The following is a 22,347-nucleotide window of genomic DNA, read 5'->3' on the forward strand; positions in this document are numbered from 1 at the left end:
TTATCTCCAAAACAGGTTTATTCCGTAGAAATATAACGGAATTCCCACAATAATATTGAATGGGAATGTCACTGCCAGGGCTGTAGAAACGTACAGACTAGGATTTGCTTCCGGAACAGTCATTCGCATAGCAGCGGGGACAGCGATGTAAGAAGCGCTAGCACACAGTACAGCGAACAAAAGCGAATCACCTGGCGGCATACCGATGAATTTGGCAATCACCAAGCCAATGACTGCATTAACTATTGGAATTAGTATGGCAAATAAGATGAGAAAAACTCCGGTTTTTTGCAAGTCTTTAATTCTTCTAGCAGCTACCAGTCCCATATCCATTAGAAAGAAACTGAGAACGCCATAAAACATCCCTTGAGTGAAGGGTTCTAAAGTTTTCCCACCGCGTTCTCCTGTCAAGAAACCAATTATCAGGCTACCAACCAGAAGAAAGACTGAACTATTGAGAAATGCCTCTCGCAAAACTTCTGGCCAAGAAAAGTCTCGCTTTTGATCAACGGAGAATAAATTTACTAAGATGAGACCAACAATGATGGCAGGAGATTCCATAAGGGCAAGAGCTGCCACCATGTAGCCATCAAAAGTAATGCCAAGCTCGCTGAGAAAGGCGCTAGCGGTGATGAAGGTGACAGCACTGATAGAACCATAAGTTGCGGCGATCGCCGCAGCATCGTAAATATCTAGCTTCAGCTTCAGGATAAAAAACGTGTAAACGGGGACAAAACAAGCCATCAACATGGCTGCCATAAGCGTCAGAACTACTTCCTGAGTGATTCCGCTTTTAATCAGTTCTACTCCTCCTTTAAAACCAATCGACAACAGCAGATAAAGCGAAAGGAGTTTAGGCACTGGTGGAGGAATTTCTAGATCAGACTTGACAAAAACGGCAGTCATACCCAGAAAGAAAAATAGAATTGGCGGATTCAGGATGTTGGATACTATCAAGCTGACATCCATTTCCAACCCTCCTCATACTGCTGAAGTTGGCAATTAGAGAAATTTCTCATCTTAAAAAATTTAATGGCTCGATACATGATGTATCGTGGATTGTTACCCAATGTCAATTGAACAACGAACTATATTCAAAACTCTTAAACTGCTAGCTTATCAGTACTACTTGGTATTAATTGGGATTGTTTGTGCTGGCAATATCTAACCCTAAGCGCTTCTTTCAAAGACGCTGGATGATAGGTAAAGCTATGCATAAAAGCTTTTGGAATAATATATTTTTCTTAATATATTGTGACTTTATGCTTCAAAAGACAATTTTTTGACTATAAAGTCACGAAAATGAAAAATTATAAATGGGCAAAATTCTTAAAGATTTTTATTTACATTGAAATGGCTGAAACTATTAATTTTAAAAGCCAACCATAATATTAATTGATGAAGAAGCTTTTATTTCTCTGTAGTCAGAACAGATTGCGTAGTCTCACGGCTGAAGCTGTGTTTTTTGAGTATGAAGGACTTGAGGTATAAACCGCGATGCCGAAGTACTTGTTTCCACGGAAGCCATTGAATGGGTTGATATTATCTTTGTGATGGAAAAATCACATAGAAACAAGTTATCAAAAAATTTCCAGCCTTTTCTTAAAGGTAAGAAAATAATCTGTTTGGATATCCCAGATGAATATGAATATAGGACTAGTATTTGATTTTTGAAAAAGCTCCGTACATTTGAAGAGTCGCAAAATCAAAGTTAGTGTGTCGGAGAACCACTCAAACATCCATTTGAGATGAGAGAACGAAGGAATCAAAGCACAGAAACGCCACACCCAGGTTTTAGCTTGTAACCAAATATCCTCAATTGGGTTTTGTGATGGGCAATTAGGAGCGAAGCGAATGCAATGAATTTTCCACTGCTCTTGAGACAAACCAAGGTTTATCTCTCCTAAAAATTTTTGAACCAGATGTGAACGATGGTAAGAAGCACCATCCCAAAAAAGAAGTACTCGTTGGTTGGGAGACTGGTCTAATAAATAACGTAAATAATCAATCGTATTGTTTGAGTTACCAGCATTATAAGCTTTAAGAAGTAACTTGCCATCCAGATAATCAACCGCCCCGTAGTATGTCTGTTTCTCTCGTTCGTTAACGATGCCAATTGCTATTTCTTGGTTAGTTTTTCCCCAGACATAACCAGTTACGTCTCCCCATAACAGATGGCACTCATCTATTAGTAATACTTTCAGTCTTCTTGCTTCTATCTCCTCTCTGTTACTTGCCAACAATGTTTCAATCTATTTTTTTTTTGCAGCTACAGCCTCAATGTCCGCCTTTGGGTTCAAGCCAGTAGTTTTTTTCCAACTAATTCCCGCCGCGTCAAATAAATCATAATAACTCAGTTTCGATTCGTAGATGACATCATATTCAAAAGCCAATTTGTACTCCAGTTCACCAAGCTCCCAAATATCCTTAGTTTGCAACTAACTTAATATTTCTTGTTGCTGTTCATCGCTTAGGTAACTCTTTCTGCCTTTATAATTTAAGCGCAATCCGCAAATTCCATATTCCTTATAAGCTTGCTTCCAGTAAGTTAATTGAACCAACAGATACATCTAAAATTGTTTGAATTTCCTCATACTTGTAGCCTTGATAAACCAGTTTCACTGCCAAAGCTTTTCTTACCTCACGGGCATCTGGGCGATTATCTATAAATTCTTGTAGTTCTGCGATGGCTACGCCCGCCGCAGGCATCGCAGGTTGTAGATGCTGGTCTATCATTGTTCGTTATTAGACAGATATATTCCTCTGTATTATTTCGCACACTTTTTCATAAATCAAATATGATTTCTATATGAATAATATTATTCAAGAAATAGAGAAATTAAATAAAGATTCTAGAACTGTTAAGACAGCGCATTTTTTGGCTTTTCAAAAAAAAACAAAAAATACATAGAATTTTAGGTATATATATTATCACAATAAACGTTATAGTTTTTTCTCCTTTGTTTGAAATTTTAACACTAAAAAATATAGTATTTATAATAAAAATTTTATCTATTATTTCAGCATCTTTAGCAGCAACCCAAACCTTTTTTAATTATCAAAAAGAAATTGAATTACATTTAAGTGCTGAGAAGCGTATGCAAATATTTATCGTCAATCTAAGTAGGTAGGTGCCAAAAAAGTCAGCTATGTTAAGATATGTAAAGACTGATAATGCATCTACAAGGTAGTTGGTGTATGGGTGCGCGTTTAAGGGTATTTCTGACTCCTGAGCAAGACCAAACTTTACTAAATCTGAGAAAACAGGATGTACCACAGAAAGTCAAAGACAGGGCGGAAATAATCAGGCTAAATGCACATGGTTGGTATGTAGAGAAGATAGCAGATCACTTTGATTGTCACAAAAAAACAGTCACAAAAGTTTTGCATCAATGGCAAAAACTGGGCACAGAAGGGCTTTGGGAATCTCCTGGGCGAGGGGGGAAACCAAAGTGGCTTGAGGATGACATGATATTTTTAGAAGAATGCCTCAGAAACGAGCCACGCACATACAATAGTTCTCAGTTAGCTTTGAAGTTGAAAACAGAACGCAACGTTGAGATGAGTGCCGACAGATTAAGACGGGTACTCAAAAAAAGGGGGTCGATTGGAAACGGACAAGGAAAAGCCATAAAGGAAAACAAGACCCAGTAGCACGAGCAAACAAGCAAGCAGACCTAGACATGTTGGAATTAGCTGCTGCCACTGGTGAAATAGACCTGAAATACCTAGACGAGTCAGGGTTCTGTATGTGGAGCGAACCTAGTTATACATATTACTTTAGAGGTGAGCAAAAACGGTTAGAACAGACTAAACGCCGTGGTCGCAGATTAAGTATTATCGGGCTTCTCCAACCTTTAATCAGTTTTGTTTACGGTTTAGTTATCGGTGGTGTTGACCGTAAATCTTATATAGAAATGATGGAGAAAGAAGCCAAACAAGCCCAAGAAACTGGACGTATCAGCGTGATTGTGCAAGATAACGGGCCAATACATCGCTGCCAAGAAGTTCAACAATTGTGGAAAAAATGGGAAAGTCAGGGTTTGTACATCTTTTTTCTCCCGAAATATTGCTCAGAAATGAATCCAATTGAATTGGAATGGCAACATCTCAAGAAAGATGAGTTATCCGGGCAAGCATTTGATGATGAGCTAGATCTCGCTTACGCCGTCATCAATGGTGTTCAAGCTAGAGGAAAAAAAAACAATCACAACACACATCGTGTAAAATTTAGCTCTAGATTATCAACTTAAGATTTTGTTACATAGTAGAAAATTTCGGTGCCTACCTACTTAGATTTCTTTTAGCACAATATACAGATAATTTAATAGGAAATGATAATTTTTTGAAAGATTCTCAAGCATTGCTTAAAAATTATTTAAATGCAAATAATATTTATAAAACGTGTGTGCCATCTAATAAAGAATATAGCGAAGCTGTTAAGTCAAATGAAAAACGGACTCAGTAATTAATTATTTTCTGCTCTACCTAATTGATCGCGCTTTATGTCGGCTTATAGTAGTTTGGGGTTTTTGAGCGACCAGAGGTGAACAATGGTTTACAAGTTAGATTAGAGCAATAATCCGTAAGTAAGTTTTACGAGCCAAAAATTTTAATACAGCACACTGCTTAACCCACGATTCTTTATCAAGTGCAGTAGCTTAAGAGATGCTCCACTAGGCCGCTTTTGTCCTATTTCCCATTTTTGAACTGTTGAAGGACTTATATTCAAAATACGTGCAAAAACAGCTTGACTGACTTTATATGATTCCCGTATTTCTTTAATTTGACTAGGTTCTAGAGGCTCAATAGGAGGTAGACATAGGTGTTCAAATTCGCGCAATGTAGTTTGATTCATTAGCCCAGCTTTGTGTAGGTCTTTTGCTGTCTCATGAACTGCTTCAAGAATTGCTGATTTTTTCTGACGCATTACAAATCACCTCTATTAACGCATTACTATTTTTTGCCTGCTCAAGCTCTTCTGGTGTATAAGCAAGTAATTGCTTGGATAACATTTTCAGAGCTTCTTCTTCATCTTTGTCAATGTTGCTGCGTTCGTTTTTTGAAAAGCCAAAAATAAAAAACCAACGATCTTCATTATTAGCCCTGTTCTGTCACTTTCGGAAAACAATAATCGTAGCTAAACATTGGAGCCTTTATTTAATCAAACTTTGAGCCTTTCTTTTCTAATAGAAATTAAAATTTCTAGCCAAAAGCTGAAAAATTAAGCTCTGAAAGGCTTTCAGGGATTGGCTTTTCCCAGTTTGACATAACAGGGTTAGTAACTATTAGTGTCCGAAATCCACCACTCTTACCTTTCCCTGGTTTTGCTATGCGTTTTTTAAACAGTCCACCTCCTAGGTCAGCATCATAAAGCCCTGCTGCCATTTCGTTTACAGCATTACAGAGACTAAGATTGTTTAAGCCGTACTTTCGCGCCCAACGGTCAAAAGTACGGTTTTTGTAAATTTTCATTTTATAGTCTCTTCGGTTAAAGTATAGCACCTAGTCCTATACTTTAGAGAATTCTTACGGGATGCTATTACAGCAGCTGAGTTGAAAGTCAAGCTCATTGGTAATACCATTTCACTAAAAAAATGATAAAGATATTTAAGTAAGAAATATAAGCAGACGTTCATGGCTGGAGTCACCAAAGTAAAAATAAAAGAGTCAGCAGAGGAATTACGTGAACTGCTGAGAAAACAAAAAACAGCATTAGGTAAAGAACGTATAAGCGCGTTGTATTTATTGAAAATAGGGCAGGTAAAGACAATACAAGATTTGGCTGTGGTGTTGGGAAGAGGGAGTGCGACAGTACAAAGGTGGTTAAAGGCTTATACAGAAACGGGAATTGTCAGTCTGGTATCAAGAAAAAAGGGTTCAGGGCGGCCGCCGCTCATTAACAAGGATGCTCAAGAACAGCTTTTAAAAGAATTAGAAGAACCGCAAGGATTCAAAAGTTATGAAGAAATCCGAACATGGTTAAAAGCGGTGGAGGGTGTAGAAGCGTCATACAAAGTAGTACATGACACGGTGCGTTATCGAATGAAAGCGAAGCTAAAAGTGCCGCGTGCAGTAGGGATAAAACACAAAGAAGAAGCAGAATCAGAGTTAAAAAAAAACTGCCTCAATACTTAGAAGTGATTAAAAAACACGTTATTGCACCAATAGATAAAAACAGAAGAATTAGATATTGGTGTGAAGATGAAAGCCGTGTTGGGTTGAAAACTGAAGCTGGCAGATTAATTACAATAAAAGGTGTCAAGCCTGTTGGTATTATGCAATGGAACCGAGATAATTTTTATTTATATGGATTAGTAGAACCATTAACTGGAGAGTATTTTATCTGGGAATTCTCTCATTTAAATGCAGCTTGTTTTCAGATTTTTTTAGAAAAGTTTTCTGCCACTTATGCCCAAGATATACATATCATTCAGTTAGATAATGGTGCTTTTCATTTTAGTCAGCATCTACAGATACCAGAGAATATAATTTTATTGTTTCAACCTCCACATACACCGCAAGTTAATCCTATCGAGCGATTATGGGAGGAAGTTAAAAGACATTTAGCTTGGGAGAGCTTTGGAACTTTAGATGAATTGAGGCAATTTATCTGGAAGCGTTTGGAGAAATTAAACACATCAATCGTTGCTTCTATTACAGGTTGGGATTTTATTCTTGATGCTTTATTTGAATCAAATTTTTCGTGAATTGGTATAAAGGCTGGCGAGTTAAGCGTGCTGACCTGGAAGAGTATGTTGAGAAGCTGTTTTGAATTCCGCCAAACTACGACAGAGTAAAACTCGCCAATCACTGAATAGTATTTTGGCGAGGTTCGATATTTGGCGAGATTTATAAACAAGCAGTCAGCAGCAGATTACCTGGGTATAAGTGTTAGGGCGTTGGAGGGTTATGTCCAGCAGGGGCGAATCAGCGTGAAGTATGAGAAAGGTAAAACTCTCCCGACTGCGAACTTTGACCCAACAGAACTAGATCAACCAACTATAAAACCAGCTTTTGAATCTCGCCAAATAGCTACAGAGCAACAGCCAGATACAGGTAAACTCACTCCTGACTCTGGCGTAGCTGTTTTGAATTCCGCCAAACTGCGACAGTGTAAAACTCGCCTTCTTCATAGAACAGGTATAACTCTTTGAAACGTTGGCGACATTTGACGAGTTTCAATACCAGTATTCATGATAGCGATCGCTGTCATAGCTCCTCTTTATATAACAAATGATTGCAGACATCAGCCGATTGAGCAAGTTTGTGTTGTCTAAACTTGAGTTTTTTAAGGGCTAAAGAGGATCAATTCAAATATAGATTTTAACCAATGGTATTTAGAATTTATAAGCTATTTATTAATGATATTTCTGGCAAGTAAGAAAAAAAGTAAGAAAAATTTTGATTAGTCAGTTAAAAGGCTTGAATAGCAAGGTTTTCGGGAGCCAATGCTGTTCACTGTTGCGCGGTCGTGGTTTGTTGGGTGTAAGCCTTGGGTTCAGAAGGAGGAAGCCTCGGTGAGATAATATTTTGATTACCCACAGTTGAGTTCTGAGGTTAGCAATGAATAAGCGATCGCACATCCACAAAAAAGCTGACTCGTCCGCTTCAAACCCAGTGCTGAGTCAGTTGCAGTCGCGCCCCAAAATTCCTCAAGCTCAACTGCAATCCTCAAAGCATCTCACGCAGACCGAAACAGAAGATCAAGAATTTCAACAGCAGAAGTTTGAGGCGACGAAACTGGAGAGCCAGGCGAAGTATGGCACTATCACCCCAGAGGGACAGGAACGGCTCACTGTATTGCAGGCTAAAATGAGTGGCTTGTTGCAAAGGAGACTCGAACATGCATCGAGCTTTGGTCACAACTTTGCCAATATCCCCATAAGTCGTCCTGATGCAGCATCACAGCCAGTGGTGCAAACAAAACTTACAATTGGAGAGCCGGGAGATAAGTACGAACAAGAGGCAGATCGAGTAGCAGCACAAGTCGTCAACCAGATTAATGCACCTGTTTTTCAGCAGGCAGGTCAAAGTCAGCCTATCCACCGCGAGAAGCTACAAGAAGAAGAGAAAGAACTTCAAATGAAGCCAATGTTACAGCTTCGGTCTGGTAAGGTTGGTATGGCTGCCGCACCTGACGTGGAAGCGTCAATTCAACAGGCACGGGGCGGTGGGCAACCTCTAGCTGACAGTATCCGAGAACCAATGGAGCAGGCGTTTGGGGCTGACTTCAGTAGGGTGAAGATCCACACAGATTCTCGGGCTGACCAGTTAAATCAATCGATACAGGCTAAGGCGTTTACCACGCGGCAAGATATATTCTTTCGGCAGGGGGTGTATGAGCCAGGGAGCCGAGGAGGGCAGGAGCTATTGGCGCATGAGTTAACGCATGTGGTGCAGCAGAATGAGGGGACGGTGCAGCAATTGCCGATAGTGCCAAAGCAATCTATAAATCTTAAACAGAGCCAACAGAAAAACAAAAGTGGTGGGAGGAATAACCAGAACGTTGGGGTTGAAACTTTTTCCAGTATGTCAATTGATGGTGTAGAAGCCTACTACAACTCTGTGGCTCACCCAAAGGATATTCAACCAAAGATGCTGCCCGATATCAATATTCACTGGTTAGGTTGCCATGAACCAGTGGAGCACACAACATTTGATGGGTATGTAATTCAGCGAGTTAACATCGGCTTTACTAATATAGCTGAGAAATATCAGGAAAAGGCAGATCAGATAATTGCGGTGCTCAGAAACCATGCAACCATTGTTAACTTTATCGGGAACAGGCCTTGCTATATCACTCTCAAGAAACAGGAGGTTCCGGCTGATATCACCGCTGATCCGAAAGCTGTTAGGATAAACCTTGCTATTTGGTACTTTGAGCAGATGTCGCTTGCCCGAATCATGGGTATGCTGAACCACGAGTTTGGCATACACCCGGTCGCAGAAGAGGGTGATACGTCAGACGAGCAGGGCATGGAGGCACTACCATTGCCAACCAATGTGCAGGTGAACACAGGTGGTTATTTCAGTAAGAAAAACTTAGAAGTACATACAGTCACGCCCAATGCTGCCAAGCAAGCTGATCACATCTTTGGTGCGCTACCGTTCTTCAACCGTTACACGACTTATCGAACGGTAGTCGTAGAGATGTTGGATGCGCTTAACAGTGTTATCGAGAATGAAAAGAACAATTCTACTGAACTTACAACCCTTCTTGACACCTACTTGATGGACATCGCATCCATTCTTGCAGGGAATGATGATCGCAAAGCAGCTGCGACAAAACCTGGTCTTGTAGCTGACCTTTACAATCTTCACCTTGGGTATCTAGAACCAAATGTACCGGACAAATACAAGAAATACATCCCTCAGGAAAAGAGTTCTTTGAGTGTTGTTTCTGATTATGCCTCGTTGATTACATCGATGAAGTTAAGCAAATCTGGCGGCAGCGTCCGCAATGATTATCAGCCAGGTGCAGAACAAACTGAATATCTAGAGAACCGCAACCTAGAGGTTGATTGGGTGGAACCAACAGGGCTTTGCATTTTCGACGCAATAGGTCGAATCATCGGAACCTCAGGAGAATCTGTAAAACTCAACACTCTGTTGAAGCTAAAAAATGGTGACGAAAATACACTCCAAGTAGTACAAAATGCAGGTCAGGACTTCATGGATGTGATTGTTTGTATCACAGAGAACGACTGGGCTAACCCCAATGTAGGGGACATTATTCTAGAGGTAGCATCGGTTGCAAACAATGTAGGTCTCGATATATTAATGCCAGGAGCGTGGATCTATTCAATAAACGGTGGGGGTAATCTTGTTGTGAAGGTACTTCATCCCCTAGAACATTATCATGCAACAAAGGCCAAGGGCAATGGAGCTTGAAATGTGCTTACCACAGTACACGGTTTCCGAGAAAATTTCGTAGCGACTCGCTTGAAAATAGTAGATTTAGTGCGATTACCCGTAGTGTGATCGCCCAAGGATTGGGAACTTTCCAGTGCGATCGCCATTTCTAGATGCTAATTTATCATTGTTCGTTCTTAGACAGATATCTCTATCCATATTATCTCGCAGTCTTTTTCAGAAATCAAATATGATTCCTATATATGGAACCAGCTTTAATTGAGTTGTTAAAACAAAAGGTACTGTCCCTATTAAAAATTCAATAGTTTTGACTGCCTTAGCGAAAAAGTGCAACTTGTAAACGTGTTAGCTGATTAATTTACTTATCTTGGAATTAACCGCAATGTTGCAGCAGTGTTATTTGCAACAGCTTTCTGTTTCCCTAGCATGGGATGGTATTCAATTTTACGCCAGGGTTCAACCATATCAGTGTAATGAGTATGGAACGCATGACCAGATTGTCCGGGGGTATGAATAGCGATGGAGTTATTCAGGTTTGCCAAATCTACAATCATCCGTAAAGAAGGAATATCAGTCACCTCATAAGAAGATTTGTTTGGCTTCCAGCGGTTAGCATTCACTGTTTCTCCATTACCAGCAGTGGCAAAGGAACCACGATTAAATAAAGCTTCAATCGGTGCAACTCCAGATTTACCCAAGGTAGCATTGCGAAATGTGATGGTATGCAGTTTGCCCCAGTTCCAGTTTTTTGGGTCTTGGCTTTGAATACGTTCTAATTCTTCTACAGCTTCTGTGAAAGCTTGGCGCAAGATTTGATCGCGATTTTCGACATTTGCGGTGTTGCGGTTATCCCACCAAAAGCTATTGGGCTGTTTGACGAGATTTTTGACCACAGCATACCAGCGATCGCCCCCATCAGGAAAGTACTTTTTAGGCAACTGATCATGGAAGGTATCTGCTAACAAGTGTTTCCAGAATACTTCAAAAAGAGCCGCAGCAGGCGATGTCATTTCTAGCTGTAAATCCCAATCTCTCAGGAGTTTTCGGGCTACTTGCAAGCGGGGAGTATTCACAGAGATAGATTGCAGTAAAGGTACTAATATTTGTGCATTTAAATTAAGGTTATCTCCCTGTATCTGCTGCACATCCTTTAGAGAAATCGGTTGAGTTGACTGGGAAATCATCTCTACAATCCGCTTTGCCCGATAGCCATAAACCCAATCTTTAGTTATTAAGTAAGGATATCCACTTGCAACTAAGTTATTAGCTGTAGCAATAAAACCTTGATCTGGATTGAAGCTTTTAGGTAACTTTTCAAAGTCAATATATCCTTGCCACTCATATTCATCAGTCCAACCTGGAACCGGGTAGCGTCCGTCTCCGTTTGCTCTAATGGGGAATTTTCCAGGCATTTGGTAACCAATATTGCCTTCAATGTCCGCATAGACCAAGTTTTGAGCAGGTACATCGTAGTTGCTTGCAGCAGCGCGGAACTCCTGCCAGTTTTGGGCGCGATTGATTTGCGGAATCGCATACCCAAGCCTTGAAGGTTCTAGGGCTGTCCAGCGCAGGGCTACGGCATAGTTTTGCGGTACTTCTATTTGCTGGCTTGGTTTGACCTCCTTTAGATTAGGCGCAACATCCGAGAGAATCGGCCCATGCCTGGTATAGCGGACAGTTTGGTCAATCGGTTGACTTCCTGCGACTTTAATTGTTTCTGTGACCAGTTGCATATCCACCCATTTACCATTCACCTCATACTGGTTGGGATTACTTGGGTTGATTTTCTCAATGTATAAATCCATGACATCTGATTCAACATTGGTAACACCCCAAGCAATGCGATCGCTATGACCGATAATTATCCCTAGCATTCCCACAAAGGAAAAACCAGTCACGTTGTAGGGGCATTCTGCACTTTTCGGTGTGCAATGCAAACCAACCTCGTACCATATCGAAGGCATTTGTACAGCTAAATGGGGGTCATTCGCCAAAATAGGCTTACCAGTAGTTGTGCGCTGACCAGATATCACCCAATTATTAGAGCCGATGCCTACTCCTGTAGTTCCTATAAGTTGTTCTAAAGCCGCGATCGGCTGAGTAATTGACTCTAAAGCAGGAAAGATATCTGGAGAGTCGAGAATTAGTTTAGTATTTTTCTCTCCCTCCCTCCCTCTTGGCTGCAACTCAGGCAAAATCACCGGTAAACCTTCAGGGTATGGTGGAAAAAGTTCTTCTACTTGCGTTGGAGTAAGAGATTTTTGCAAAATGGCGCGTTCAATTTCGGTTTGGAAATTTCTGCCAAGGTCGTAAGCCATCACCTTACCCCAAGTCAACGAGTGTAGCGGTTGCCAAGGTTCTGGTTTGTACTCAGGATTGAGGAACTTTAGCACAGCATATTCTAGGCTTAGGGCGCTGCCTTGATGTTTTGCAAGATAGGCGTTTACACCTTGGGCGTATGCTTCCAGGTATGCCTTCATTTCGGGATTAATTTGTTGCATTTCTTGCTGCGCCACCCTTGCCCAACCCATTGTCCGCAGATATCTGTCAGTTTCTACTTGGGATGAACCAAACATTTCTGCTAATCGCCCAGAACCAATGTGTCGCCAAAAATCCATTTGCCAAAAGCGGTCTTGGGCGTGGATATAACCTTGCGCCATGAATAAATCGTGGGAATTGGCAGCATAGATATGAGGAATTCCCCATTTATCCCGTTGTACAGTTACTTCTGTTTTAATTCCAGGTAGTTGAATTGTGCCACTTTCTTGAGGAAATGATTGGCGGACAGTATAAGTCGCAAATCCAGCTAACAATGGCCCCAGCACTAACAGGAAAATCATGGTGATTTTGAGTCTTTTAAGTAACCAACCTTTCCTGGATTTTTTCATGTGTGGGTGCTGTAATATCGTTAGTGAAATCAGGCGATATTATACAGCTTAAAATGTTGCAGTTTTGCTCTTTTTCGGTAACTTAGATAAACCAACATAGCTCATATAGGCTCCCTGAAGTTATTTGTAACTACACATAAAAGCTATTAACAATTTAATGAAAAAATGTATTTTTTATATATTTTTCATGAAGTATGCAGATATTACTAAGTAAAAATGATCCGAAATTTTATAATCCATTTGTTCTAAGCTGTCTTATTCAGATGAATACTTTAAAAACCAAATTAACAAAGTTACCCGTTGTATGTGGTGTGGCTGCTTTGATGACGCTAAACGTGAATATGAAAGCAACCGCAGTAGTTCTTTATGACGTTACAGATATTGATAGCTTCATAAATAAGTATTCTAGTACCCCGACTGACATCAATGATTCAGGTCAGGTAGGAGGATATTGGGATGCTAGTGGTGAGCCTGGTCGTGGTTTTTTGTGGAGTAACAGCAATGGCGTAACCAACCTTGCCACCCTGCCAAGCTGGTATAACAGTATCGCTTTTGGTATCAATAATGCTAGTCAAGTAGTAGGTTTCTCAACCATACTAGATTCAGCAGGTGCTATCAGCCAGGAGCGCCCAGTCTTGTGGAGCAATAATACCATAACAGACCTCGGCACCCTCCCTGGCTGGGATTACACTAGAGCCATAGACATAAATGACGCAGGTCAGATAGCTGGTTACTCCTATGGTATGGGTGGCAGTCGCGCCCTTTTGTGGAGCAATAACACCATAACAGACCTTGGCACCCTCCCTGGTGATAATAGCAGTCATGCTTTTGATCTTAATGATACAGGCCAGATATTAGGTGACTCATCTTATGTTGAGGTTTTTACTGACGGGGATGGCAAAATATTATATTCTGCTAGCGGAGTAAGTCGCCCAGTTTTGTGGAATAACAATAGCATAACCGACCTCAGTGTAACCCTCCCAGGTAAGTCCGTAAATGCTACAGCTATTAATAATGCAGGTCAGATAGCAGGAAGTGTGGATAGTCAGCAACTCAAACGCACAGTTGCGGCTTTGTGGACTAATAATCACTTAACTCCCCTTGGTACTCTTGAAGGTAAGTATGAAAATTACGCCGTTGACCTCAATGATGTAGGTCAAGTAGTAGGAAATGCGAATGGTTCTACTAGCGTTATTCCGTTTGTGTGGAGTAGCAACACTGGGATGAGAAACCTCAATACCTTGATTGATCCTAGCCAAGGTTGGAAACTGCTTTCTGCAAATGCTATTAATAATGAGGGTCAAATTGTTGTCTATGGCTATAAAGAACAAGACTTTAAAGGACGCGCTTTATTGCTAACTCCAAGGTATACTGAACCTGTTCCAGAACCTTGGACAATAGGCAGTACAGTACTAGCTGGATTTGGTCTAGCCTCTCTGAGCTACCGTCAACGCCGATTACGTCGTTATCAAAGGTTACAAAATAATTAGATGATGTCTCGGCGTTACCGACGCTTGTTCCATAGCTTGCCTGCATAGCAATGAAATTCACATTTGTGGCGATCGCACTTCATAATCGCCACTTTTCGTATAGCTGTCTTGCCACGTTTACAATAAGGGATGAGATGACCTTCGGCAGCAAGCATCATGCCGAAGTTCAGCCTAAAAGTATTTTCTAAAGGAATCGCGGGAGGCAAAACATGGGCTTGGCTGGGTTAAGAATTGTGTTGGTAGAGCCAGCTGGGCCAATAAATGTTGGGGCGATCGCCAGGGTCATGAAAAATTTCGGGCTGCATCATTTAGTACTAGTAAATCCTCAATGCGACCCCCTGTCGGAAGAAGCCTTAAGAATGGCAGTTCATGCTAAGGAGATTTTAGAATCTGCGGTATTAGTGGCAACATTGCCAGAAGCATTGCAAGGATGTGTAAAGGCGATCGCAACTGCTGGACGGGTTCTGAGTTGGGAAGTACCTTTAGAAAACCCCCGCACTGCTCTACCTTGGTTACTAGAAGAGCCAGAAAAACCCACAGCCCTAATTTTCGGGAGAGAAGATCGGGGATTAAGCAATGAAGAATTAAACTATGCTCAGCGATTTGTTTTCATTCCTACAAATGAAAATTATCTATCCCTGAATTTGGCTACTGCTGTAGCAATTTGCTGTTATGAACTAGCACAATGTGCAGAGCTATCTGTAAGTCAATCCCTAACTCTACCTGAACTTGCATCTTTAGATGTTGTCGAAGGATACTACCAGCAATTAGAATCACTATTATTAAAAATAGGTTATATTTACCCGCATACGGCAGCTAGTCGTATGGAAAAATTCCGGCAAATGTATAATCGCGCTCACCTGCAAACTAGAGAAGTAGCTATGCTGCGAGGAATTTTGCGACAGGTAGAATGGGCGCTTAAAAGTCAAAGGGATGGTGAAAACTTGTAATTATTCATTTAATATTTACGCAATCACCCTCTAAAACAATGAATATGGCTTAGACTAAACACAAAAATGCTAACTAACTAGCAAAGTATGATTTGAGTATTAAAGTGCTTAAAGATAAGTTTTAGGTCAGGAGTCTGCAACGAACAAGTCGAGTGGCCCACAAGGAGTAGCGGTGTCAGAGTCGAGTGACAATCTAACAACTTTCTCGCGACGTCAACCCTTAAATCGCCGTCAACATCCCCAAAAAGTTCAAAAAATGGGACAGAAGAAAGTCAAAGTTAACAACCAGCAGCAGGGTGCTACTAGCAGAGAAGTAGCGCAAACACGCCAAAAAAATAGTATTATGCCTTCCCCAATCCCTGTTGCTACACGCAAAGCAAAGGGGTTAGTCATGCCAGCAGCAGTCAAACCAATCCCCAATGGACAGGGAAAGATTCCTCCCTACCAACCAAATGCAGTGAAGTTAAAAACAGTGCGTGTAGAGAAGCAATTGCTGCCAAAAAAAAGCAAGCGAGTATCACGTAAGACGCGGTTAAAGCCAATGGCCAGAACCATGTTGTATATTCTGCGGTTGTTGATTGTGGGAGTTGGGATTGGGGCAATCGTTGGTACAGCATTGTCAGTCTTAGATCCTGCTAATCGCATCGCTAGCACTTCTTCGGGACAAGCTAATACTAATGTACAGCCACAACCAACCCAAACTCCAGCTGTTGGTGCTGCCGGTTTATACCTATCGCAGGAAATTATCTCCTTGAGAAATGCCGTGCAGAATTTGGCGGGGACTAACCCAAATCTCACACCAGGTGTTTTTTTAGTAGATTTAGATACTGGGGCTTACGTGGATGTGAATGCTTCCACTAGTTTTCCGGCGGCTAGCACAATCAAGGTGCCGATTCTCGTTGCCTTTTTCCAAGATGTAGATGCGGGAAAAATTCGCCTAGATGAAATGCTGACTATGCAACAAGACATGGTAGCTGGCGGTTCGGGAAATCTGCAATACAAACCAGCCGGAACCCAGTACACCGCTCTAGAAGTTGCAACTAAAATGATTACAATCAGCGACAATACAGCAACCAATATGCTGATTGCCCGGCTCGGAGGAATAGAGTCTCTTAATCAGCGTTTTCGTATTTGGGGGCTGACAACCACGGCAATTCGCAATCAACTCCCAGATTTGCAAGGTACAAACACCACCAGCCCCAGAGAATTGGGAAATTTGATGGCGATGGTAAATCAAGGGAATTTTATGAGTATTCAATCACGCGATCGCATATTAGATATTATGCGTCGCACCGAGAAAGATACTCTACTACCATCAGGTTTGGGAGATGGGGCAAGGATCTACCACAAAACGGGTGATATTGGCACAATGTTAGCAGATGCTGGTTTAGTTGATATGCCAAATGGCAAGCGCTATATAGCCGCAGTCATGGTACAACGCCCTAACAACGATCCTCGTGCCGATAAACTGATTAGCTCAATTTCTCGTGCAGCTTACCAAGAGTTTAGCCAAAATCCTGTCACACCCAGCAATACCACAAGCAGTATACCTGCAAATAATTATCCATCTCAAGTTGTGAATCCTACTTTACCCAATAGTACGCCCAATAATATGCCTATGAATGGTTATCAACCTCAAGTTATGAATCCTCCTGTACCCAACAATCCAGGAAATATACCTGCAAATGGTTATCAGTCACCAGTTATGAATCCCCAATATTACCCTCCAAGGTAAAATATTTCTATTATTAGGACATACAATTAAACCACTTAGATTTAAGCCACTTAGATTTTGCAATAGACTTTCTACAAAAGCCTTAATTTCTAACCTTCCTCTGGGCGTGAGGCAGTGACGCATAAATTATAATTCCAAGCTGAGCTAAACCAGGATTAATATCTTTTTTACTATGGCAATAGCAATTTATTCGAAGCTTCTATCTTTGTAGAAGTTAAAGACTCTAGCAAAAGCCGCCAACGGTTCACAAAAGAGGTTGCATCATAACTACTAACTAAATTATGAGCAACTACTCCCATTTCCGCTAGTTTATTTTTATCACTTAATGCCCGATCAAGTACTTCGGTAAGAGCAGTAACCTCGCGTTCGACAAGCCAGCCGTTTACTCCATCTTGGAGAAACTCTTCTACACCATAGACCTTTGTAGCTACAACTGGTAGTCCCGCCGCGGGTGCTTGCAGAGCAACCAGAGGAAAGACTTCGTAACTAGAAGCCAAAACAAATACATCGGAAGACCATAAATAAGGGCGCACATCCCTCTGAAACCCTGCAAACACTACTCTATTGGATAACCCCAGTTTATTTTGTAATTGCTTATATTCTTCAATGACACTTTGAGTTCCACCAATGACCAAAAGTTTAGCATCAGGATTTTTGAGCTTGGTTAACGCTTCCAACAAAAGATTCAGTCCTTTACGCTCAAAATCTCCTAATGCTACAAATACCATAACTAAATCATCAATACTCAACCCTAATTTTTCACGAATTACTCGATTATCAAATCCTTCGGGAAGGGCAAATTTATTAACATCAACTGGGTTAGGTAGTGTAACAATCTTATCTTTAATTTCAGGGTAAGTCTGGGAAAGTTCACTGGCAAGACCTTTTGATGGAACAACAATGGTATTAGCATTAGTAAATGCTTGGCTTTCCGTCCAAGCATTAAATTGATGGTTAATCCAACGAACAACGCGCCGGAGTCCCTTGACAGCGCTGGAACGCCATTGATTGTTAAGGTAAGCCCGATGTCCAAAATGAGCGTAAGAAATATCGCAGTTAATAAACTCTCCTTGCGTAGATATAACTAGCCAAGGTTTTTCTTGAGTAGCTAAATAATAACGTTTGTAATAGATTGGTGCTAGCAAATAGAAGGCTATATAGCGAATAAAGACAGGATTGCCAGGTAGAGGAACGCGAATCCACCCAATTTTATCGGGTGCAGGGTTTTCAAAAGCTTCTGATATAACTGTTATGTCATAGTCCTTATAAAGTCCGGTAATCATCTGAAGAACACAACTACCGCCAGGGCTGTTTTTTGTAACATTAAAGTCAAAAATAACTATTTTTCTTTTTCCATACTTCATATGCTCAGTACTCCAATTTATTTAGATTTAATAACTTATTAGATTCTGAAAAATATTGATATTTTATTTTTTACACTTAGAAAATTACCGCTTTTAACCTTAAACTTTCAAATGTTTTGAAACTAAATTATGCATTTAATAATGTTCGTAACATTATTTTTAGTTTTACACACAAAAAATATTAAACTACTGATTTTTGGTTGATAACTTCCTGGTAAATGGCGATTAACTGCTGATAATTAGCATCAGAAGCATATTTCTTCTCATAAGTCAGACGAGCATTTTTACCCATAGTAATAATAGTCTCAGGGTGAGATATTGCAAATTTTATTTTGGCAGCCATATCTATTGAATTCCCAGGTTCAAAATGTAAACCGTTCACTCCATCCTCTACGATTTCTGCCATACTGCCTAATTTGGGAGCTATTACGGGTAAACCACAGGAAAAAGCTTCAGCAATAGTTAAAGGAAAACCTTCATACCAGATAGAAGGAAATATTAAACTTTGTGCATTATGCATTAATGTCAATACTTTATGCTTATCCTGAAAACCTAAAAATTCAATGATATTGCCGACATTACTATTTTGTGTCTTTTGCTCTAATGTTGCTCGTAAAGGTCCTTCACCAACTATTTTTAACGGGGTGCTTATATTATTCTGTAAATAAGAATCAATTAAATTTGAAACACCTTTTTCTTCAGATAGCCTGCCTACAAAAAGAAAGTAGTTATTAGCTTTATTAGTTTCCTCTAAAGAGTTAGATGTAAATACAAAATTAGGTTTAATATGAAACTTCTCTATTGGCAGTCCAGCCTGAACCATTTTTGCTTTTTGAAATTGCGTAAAGACAATATAAGCATCTACACGTTCTTGCCAAGTACCTTGCACTCTATGCCAAGTATTCATGGCTGCTACAACCGAGCTTTGTACGCGTGAGTTTCGGTAACAACCGTGTACAACACTTTGCCACGGCATTAGTTCACCAATGCAATCCTCACAAACCTTGCCATCTCTAAAAGGTATTGCTTTTGGACAAGCAAGCCTATAGTTGTGAAGAGTTTGGACGACAGGTACTTTATGCTCACGACAAGCATCATATACAGAAGGAGAAAGTAGGGGAAAAAAGTTATGTACATGGACAACATCAGGGCTAAATCGAGCAATTTCACTCTTAACTTTTTGTTTAGCTGAATATGAGTAAATTGCACTTACAGCAGTTACCGCTTTATCCCAGGGATTTTTAATGTTATGATTGCTGACTTCGAGTAAAGATACTTGATGACCATTTACTTCCAGCAACGACTTTTCAGCCTGTACTACTCCATCCTCACCGCCTGCTAGTTGGTACCGATTATGTAGCAACAGAACTCTCATGAATTTGACTCTCTCAATAGTTTAGGAAAATAACTAAAAAGTAGAAAATACAAAGTAATTAGATCCAGACTTGTAGTAACTTTATGGTTCAATAGACAATTGTTCTAAAGTGCTTGATTGTAAAGCTAATTGCGGAGAATATTTGATTATCTTTTTACGACGGCTTGTAATCCCAAGGGAAGCTCCTACTAAGATCCCTAAAGGAGCCATTGCGAAAATATAAACTACAACATTATCGCTGATCATCGCTAAAGCTACAGCAACTAGGCTAAGGAAAGCAGCAAGGTGAATATAGGCATTTTCTTGATCATTTTTATCTGCCCATTGCCAGTTTTGCCAAGTTCTGATTATTAATTGCCAATATCCTAATAGCCAAAATGTTAAACCTATGAAACCAAAATCATGCAAAATTCGCAAGTAATCATTATGTGGGTGAGCGAAAGCAGGGCCAACACGTTTCGCCAAAATTATTCCTACAGAACCAGGACCTTTGCCAATCCAAGGCGATTCCATTGCTGAAGCATATGCAACGGGCCATGCAGCACTTCGCCCAGATGTGTTAATTTTTACTCCTCCAACAGTAGCATTATCTCCGACGGCAGTGAAACGAGCGCGTATAGGTTCCACAAAAGTGAATGCTAAAAATGAAACAGTAACTATCAGCAATATAGTTAAAGTCATACGCATAAAACCCTTGAAACTCGTCAAAGATATTTGAGATAGAGGAAATAAGATTATTGCTATAAGCAGTGCTGTGCGGGAGAAACTCAAAGCAATAGTCACAAGTGTAAAACCTGCCCACCATAAAGAACCAGGCATACGGTAACGCCAAGTTGCAAGCCACCAAGCCATCCCGATAGTACCAAACAAGGCAAACGATCGCGCACCCATAATCAAGCTTGCGCCAGGGCCAGTTATCAAAAGACTCAATGCATAGAGCGATACTGATATCTTGATTGCTTTTGGGAAATTTTTACTTATGTACTCAGGTATCTCTAAATTTCGGTTACTTTGAATTGTACTGAGTACTACAAATCCAACAAATGCTACGTATAATGACAGGTTTTGGATAAGAGAGACAATAGATAATGTGGAGTAGTGCCACAGCCCATCAAGCAATGCAAATATGACAAATAAAACTAACCAAGATGTTAGTAATACGGCTTTAGGTATCTTAGAACGACTGAATACCAAAAACCAACTGGTTACAGCATAAATCAGAGTTATTAGACCTAAACCACTAATTCCACCGAGCTTTAACCCACGTAATAAATCAGTGAGTCCACAAACCAACAACGTTGTAGATAAGAAATTGTGGTAAAGCTTCATAATTTTTTAACTAATTTCAAGCAAGATTTATCCTGGATTGAAATTTCTTCATATAGTTTAGCCAACTCTTGCCCTTTACTTTCCCAACTAAAACCTTCTTTGACTCTCTTCTGTCCAGCTTGACCCATACGCAATCTTAACTCTGGATCTCTGCCCAAAAGCCTCATAGCTTTAGCAAGTTCTTGCACTGCTTGTTCAGGCGTATGTGCTGGGATTTTAATACCTGTTTCCTGTGTAATCTGAAAAGATGGGCCTCCTAAATCTAAGCAAATTACTGGTCGCGCGGCTGCCATTGCTTCCATACACACCCATCCCCCAGAATCATGCAAACTAGGATGAACTAACACATGGGACTCTGCTAGTTTGCTCAAAGTATCTTCACGGGGTAGTCTACCCCAGAAGGTAACCCGTTGAGTAATTCCCAAATCTTGAATAAGGCTATGAAGTTTTTCCTTTTCAGGGCCATCCCCCAATATCCAATACTCTGCATCAGGTAAGTCTGCTTGAGCAAAGGCACGTAAACCTAAGTGAAAACCTTTCCAGTGCAAAAGTCTACCCATACTGATAAATCTGAGTGAGCTACTATCAGGGACTTTGCATTGAGCAAGACGATTTATTTCAGCTTCTGATAATCCTGATTCAGACGTAATCTGCACATAATTTGCACCCAGCTTATACAGTCGTTTGGCTGTATCATCAGTTGTTGCTCTAACTACAACACTTTTTTTAGCAGTAATATGTACAAAAGGATCTAATTCACCTATGGAACGAAGCAGATGGCGTGCAGTTTCATAAGCTTTCGCACGCTGGCTAAAATCTTTCCAGAACTCTTTTGGTGCAGATTCGCCTCCACCGACAGGACCCCAAATAAAAGGCACTGGTAGCAGTGATAGGAAGCTAGGGCTTGAATATCTCACGTAGGTCACATGATGTAAAGTGTCAAAGCAAATCTGCTCGTGCAGAGAGCGACTGACAAAATACCCCCAAATTTGCCAAAGGTAGTAATGGAAATGAACAGCCCATTGAGTTTGCTTTCCCTCCTTACTCCAGTCTAAAACCCAGCCTAAGGGGTCTAGATATACAAACTGTATATTAGGCAATGGATTCCGTGCTAGCTCGGTTTCAATACCTTCGCGGTGACAATTAGATGTTAGTACCCATACGTGGTGATACTTACTTACTTCCCGAATAACATTCCAGCCCACTCCTGGCTCAGAACCGAGGTTCGGTTCACAAGCATAGGCAGATATCAAAACTTTCAGGGGTTTCATGCTTGAGATTTCCACAAAAATCGATAGCCAATAAAGGTTGCCCTATTCACCAAACCTACTTACATAGAA

The 22,347-nt window shown here is 40.5% G+C and carries 16 protein-coding genes and 4 pseudogenes; 9 read left to right on the plus strand and 11 right to left on the minus strand.

Translation table 11 applies throughout. The features are described 5' to 3' along the window. Window positions 1–969, minus strand: a complete 969-nt coding sequence (locus tag WKK05_RS33055) for a sodium-dependent bicarbonate transport family permease (protein WP_341527203.1) — start codon at window positions 967–969, stop codon at window positions 1–3. 429 nt (window positions 970–1,398) lie between these two features. Between WKK05_RS33055 and WKK05_RS33060 the strand changes: the two are divergent. Further along, window positions 1,399–1,667: pseudogene (locus WKK05_RS33060) on the plus strand (phosphotyrosine protein phosphatase). Here the strand turns inward: WKK05_RS33060 and WKK05_RS33065 are convergent. Continuing rightward, window positions 1,657–2,691: pseudogene (locus tag WKK05_RS33065) on the minus strand (IS630 family transposase); the annotation flags it as partial. The pseudogenes WKK05_RS33060 and WKK05_RS33065 overlap by 11 nt on opposite strands. Window positions 2,692–3,198: 507 nt before the next feature. Here WKK05_RS33065 and WKK05_RS33070 point away from each other — a divergent pair. Beyond that, window positions 3,199–4,253 (plus strand): IS630 family transposase gene (locus WKK05_RS33070; protein WP_341525019.1). Its coding sequence is split into 2 segments (ribosomal slippage): window positions 3,199–3,591 and window positions 3,594–4,253, totalling 1,053 coding nucleotides; the frame shifts between segments, so codons are not numbered across the junction. Between the two features lie 359 nt (window positions 4,254–4,612). Here the strand turns inward: WKK05_RS33070 and WKK05_RS33075 are convergent. From WKK05_RS33075 to WKK05_RS33085, 3 genes and pseudogenes are all read right to left on the minus strand, one after another. Continuing rightward, the gene (locus WKK05_RS33075; RefSeq protein ID WP_341527204.1) at window positions 4,613–4,930 is read right to left on the minus strand and encodes a DNA-binding transcriptional regulator; all 318 of its coding nucleotides are present in this window, start codon (window positions 4,928–4,930) and stop codon (window positions 4,613–4,615) included. Then, window positions 4,902–5,090, minus strand: a pseudogene (locus WKK05_RS33080) (type II toxin-antitoxin system RelE/ParE family toxin); the annotation flags it as partial. The pseudogene WKK05_RS33080 and the gene WKK05_RS33075, both read right to left, overlap by 29 nt. 196 nt (window positions 5,091–5,286) lie before the next feature. Continuing rightward, window positions 5,287–5,475: pseudogene (locus WKK05_RS33085) on the minus strand (type II toxin-antitoxin system RelE/ParE family toxin); the annotation flags it as partial. Window positions 5,476–5,637: 162 nt separating this feature from the next. Between WKK05_RS33085 and WKK05_RS33090 the strand changes: the two are divergent. The 4 genes from WKK05_RS33090 (at window position 5,638) to WKK05_RS33105 (ending at window position 9,894) form a co-directional block, all read left to right on the plus strand. Beyond that, on the plus strand, window positions 5,638–6,138 hold the full coding sequence (locus WKK05_RS33090; protein ID WP_341527206.1) for a helix-turn-helix domain-containing protein: 501 nt from the start codon (window positions 5,638–5,640) through the stop codon (window positions 6,136–6,138). 2 nt (window positions 6,139–6,140) lie between these two features. Then, window positions 6,141–6,710 carry an IS630 family transposase gene (locus WKK05_RS33095; protein WP_341527207.1) on the plus strand — a complete coding sequence of 190 codons (570 nt, stop codon included), beginning with the start codon at window positions 6,141–6,143 and terminating at the stop codon, window positions 6,708–6,710. A 132-nt stretch (window positions 6,711–6,842) separates the two neighbouring features. Then, window positions 6,843–7,157 (plus strand): hypothetical protein, encoded by a 315-nt coding sequence (locus tag WKK05_RS33100; protein ID WP_341527208.1) that lies wholly within the window; start codon window positions 6,843–6,845, stop codon window positions 7,155–7,157. Between the two features lie 409 nt (window positions 7,158–7,566). Next, window positions 7,567–9,894, plus strand: a complete 2,328-nt coding sequence (locus tag WKK05_RS33105; protein ID WP_341527209.1) for a DUF4157 domain-containing protein — start codon at window positions 7,567–7,569, stop codon at window positions 9,892–9,894. Between the two features lie 344 nt (window positions 9,895–10,238). On the opposite strand, the gene WKK05_RS33110 is transcribed toward WKK05_RS33105, so the two are convergent. Continuing rightward, window positions 10,239–12,764, minus strand: a complete 2,526-nt coding sequence (locus tag WKK05_RS33110; protein ID WP_341527210.1) for a penicillin acylase family protein — start codon at window positions 12,762–12,764, stop codon at window positions 10,239–10,241. Between the two features lie 263 nt (window positions 12,765–13,027). Here WKK05_RS33110 and WKK05_RS33115 point away from each other — a divergent pair, with 263 nt between their 5' ends. Further along, complete coding sequence (locus WKK05_RS33115; protein WP_341527211.1) at window positions 13,028–14,254, plus strand: hypothetical protein; 1,227 nt, start codon at window positions 13,028–13,030, stop codon at window positions 14,252–14,254. A 14-nt stretch (window positions 14,255–14,268) separates the two neighbouring features. Here WKK05_RS33115 and WKK05_RS33120 read toward each other — a convergent pair whose 3' ends face one another. Further along, complete coding sequence (locus tag WKK05_RS33120) at window positions 14,269–14,460, minus strand: hypothetical protein (RefSeq protein ID WP_341527212.1); 192 nt, start codon at window positions 14,458–14,460, stop codon at window positions 14,269–14,271. 3 nt (window positions 14,461–14,463) lie between these two features. Here WKK05_RS33120 and WKK05_RS33125 point away from each other — a divergent pair, with 3 nt between their 5' ends. Both WKK05_RS33125 and WKK05_RS33130 read left to right on the plus strand, forming a co-directional pair. Then, complete coding sequence (locus WKK05_RS33125; protein ID WP_341527213.1) at window positions 14,464–15,204, plus strand: RNA methyltransferase; 741 nt, start codon at window positions 14,464–14,466, stop codon at window positions 15,202–15,204. Between the two features lie 172 nt (window positions 15,205–15,376). Next, window positions 15,377–16,939 carry a serine hydrolase gene (locus WKK05_RS33130; RefSeq protein WP_341527214.1) on the plus strand — a complete coding sequence of 521 codons (1,563 nt, stop codon included), beginning with the start codon at window positions 15,377–15,379 and terminating at the stop codon, window positions 16,937–16,939. 170 nt (window positions 16,940–17,109) lie between these two features. Here WKK05_RS33130 and WKK05_RS33135 read toward each other — a convergent pair whose 3' ends face one another. The 4 genes from WKK05_RS33135 to WKK05_RS33150 form a co-directional block, all read right to left on the minus strand. Then, window positions 17,110–18,303, minus strand: coding sequence for a glycosyltransferase family 4 protein (locus tag WKK05_RS33135; RefSeq protein ID WP_341527215.1), 1,194 nt, complete (start codon window positions 18,301–18,303; stop codon window positions 17,110–17,112). 181 nt (window positions 18,304–18,484) lie between these two features. After that, entirely contained in the window at window positions 18,485–19,678 is a 1,194-nt protein-coding gene (locus WKK05_RS33140; protein WP_341527216.1) for a glycosyltransferase family 4 protein, read from the minus strand. An 81-nt stretch (window positions 19,679–19,759) separates the two neighbouring features. After that, complete coding sequence (locus WKK05_RS33145; RefSeq protein ID WP_341527217.1) at window positions 19,760–21,007, minus strand: O-antigen ligase family protein; 1,248 nt, start codon at window positions 21,005–21,007, stop codon at window positions 19,760–19,762. After that, window positions 21,004–22,269, minus strand: coding sequence for a glycosyltransferase (locus tag WKK05_RS33150; RefSeq protein WP_341531255.1), 1,266 nt, complete (start codon window positions 22,267–22,269; stop codon window positions 21,004–21,006). The genes WKK05_RS33145 and WKK05_RS33150 overlap by 4 nt, the downstream gene beginning before the upstream one ends. Between the last annotated feature and the right edge of the window lie 78 nt (window positions 22,270–22,347).

The sequence above is a fragment of the Nostoc sp. UHCC 0302 genome (genome assembly GCF_038096175.1).
Taxonomy (GTDB): Bacteria; Cyanobacteriota; Cyanobacteriia; order Cyanobacteriales; family Nostocaceae; genus UHCC-0302.

Coding starts and splice junctions, on each gene's coding strand:
- WKK05_RS33055 (WP_341527203.1), bottom strand. CDS start 969: ATGGATGTCAGCTTGATAGTATCCAACATCCTGAATCCGCCAATTCTA.
- WKK05_RS33075 (WP_341527204.1), bottom strand. CDS start 4,930: ATGCGTCAGAAAAAATCAGCAATTCTTGAAGCAGTTCATGAGACAGCA.
- WKK05_RS33090 (WP_341527206.1), top strand. CDS start 5,638: ATGGCTGGAGTCACCAAAGTAAAAATAAAAGAGTCAGCAGAGGAATTA.
- WKK05_RS33105 (WP_341527209.1), top strand. CDS start 7,567: ATGAATAAGCGATCGCACATCCACAAAAAAGCTGACTCGTCCGCTTCA.
- WKK05_RS33110 (WP_341527210.1), bottom strand. CDS start 12,764: ATGAAAAAATCCAGGAAAGGTTGGTTACTTAAAAGACTCAAAATCACC.
- WKK05_RS33115 (WP_341527211.1), top strand. CDS start 13,028: ATGAATACTTTAAAAACCAAATTAACAAAGTTACCCGTTGTATGTGGT.
- WKK05_RS33125 (WP_341527213.1), top strand. CDS start 14,464: ATGGGCTTGGCTGGGTTAAGAATTGTGTTGGTAGAGCCAGCTGGGCCA.
- WKK05_RS33135 (WP_341527215.1), bottom strand. CDS start 18,303: ATGAAGTATGGAAAAAGAAAAATAGTTATTTTTGACTTTAATGTTACA.
- WKK05_RS33140 (WP_341527216.1), bottom strand. CDS start 19,678: ATGAGAGTTCTGTTGCTACATAATCGGTACCAACTAGCAGGCGGTGAG.
- WKK05_RS33145 (WP_341527217.1), bottom strand. CDS start 21,007: ATGAAGCTTTACCACAATTTCTTATCTACAACGTTGTTGGTTTGTGGA.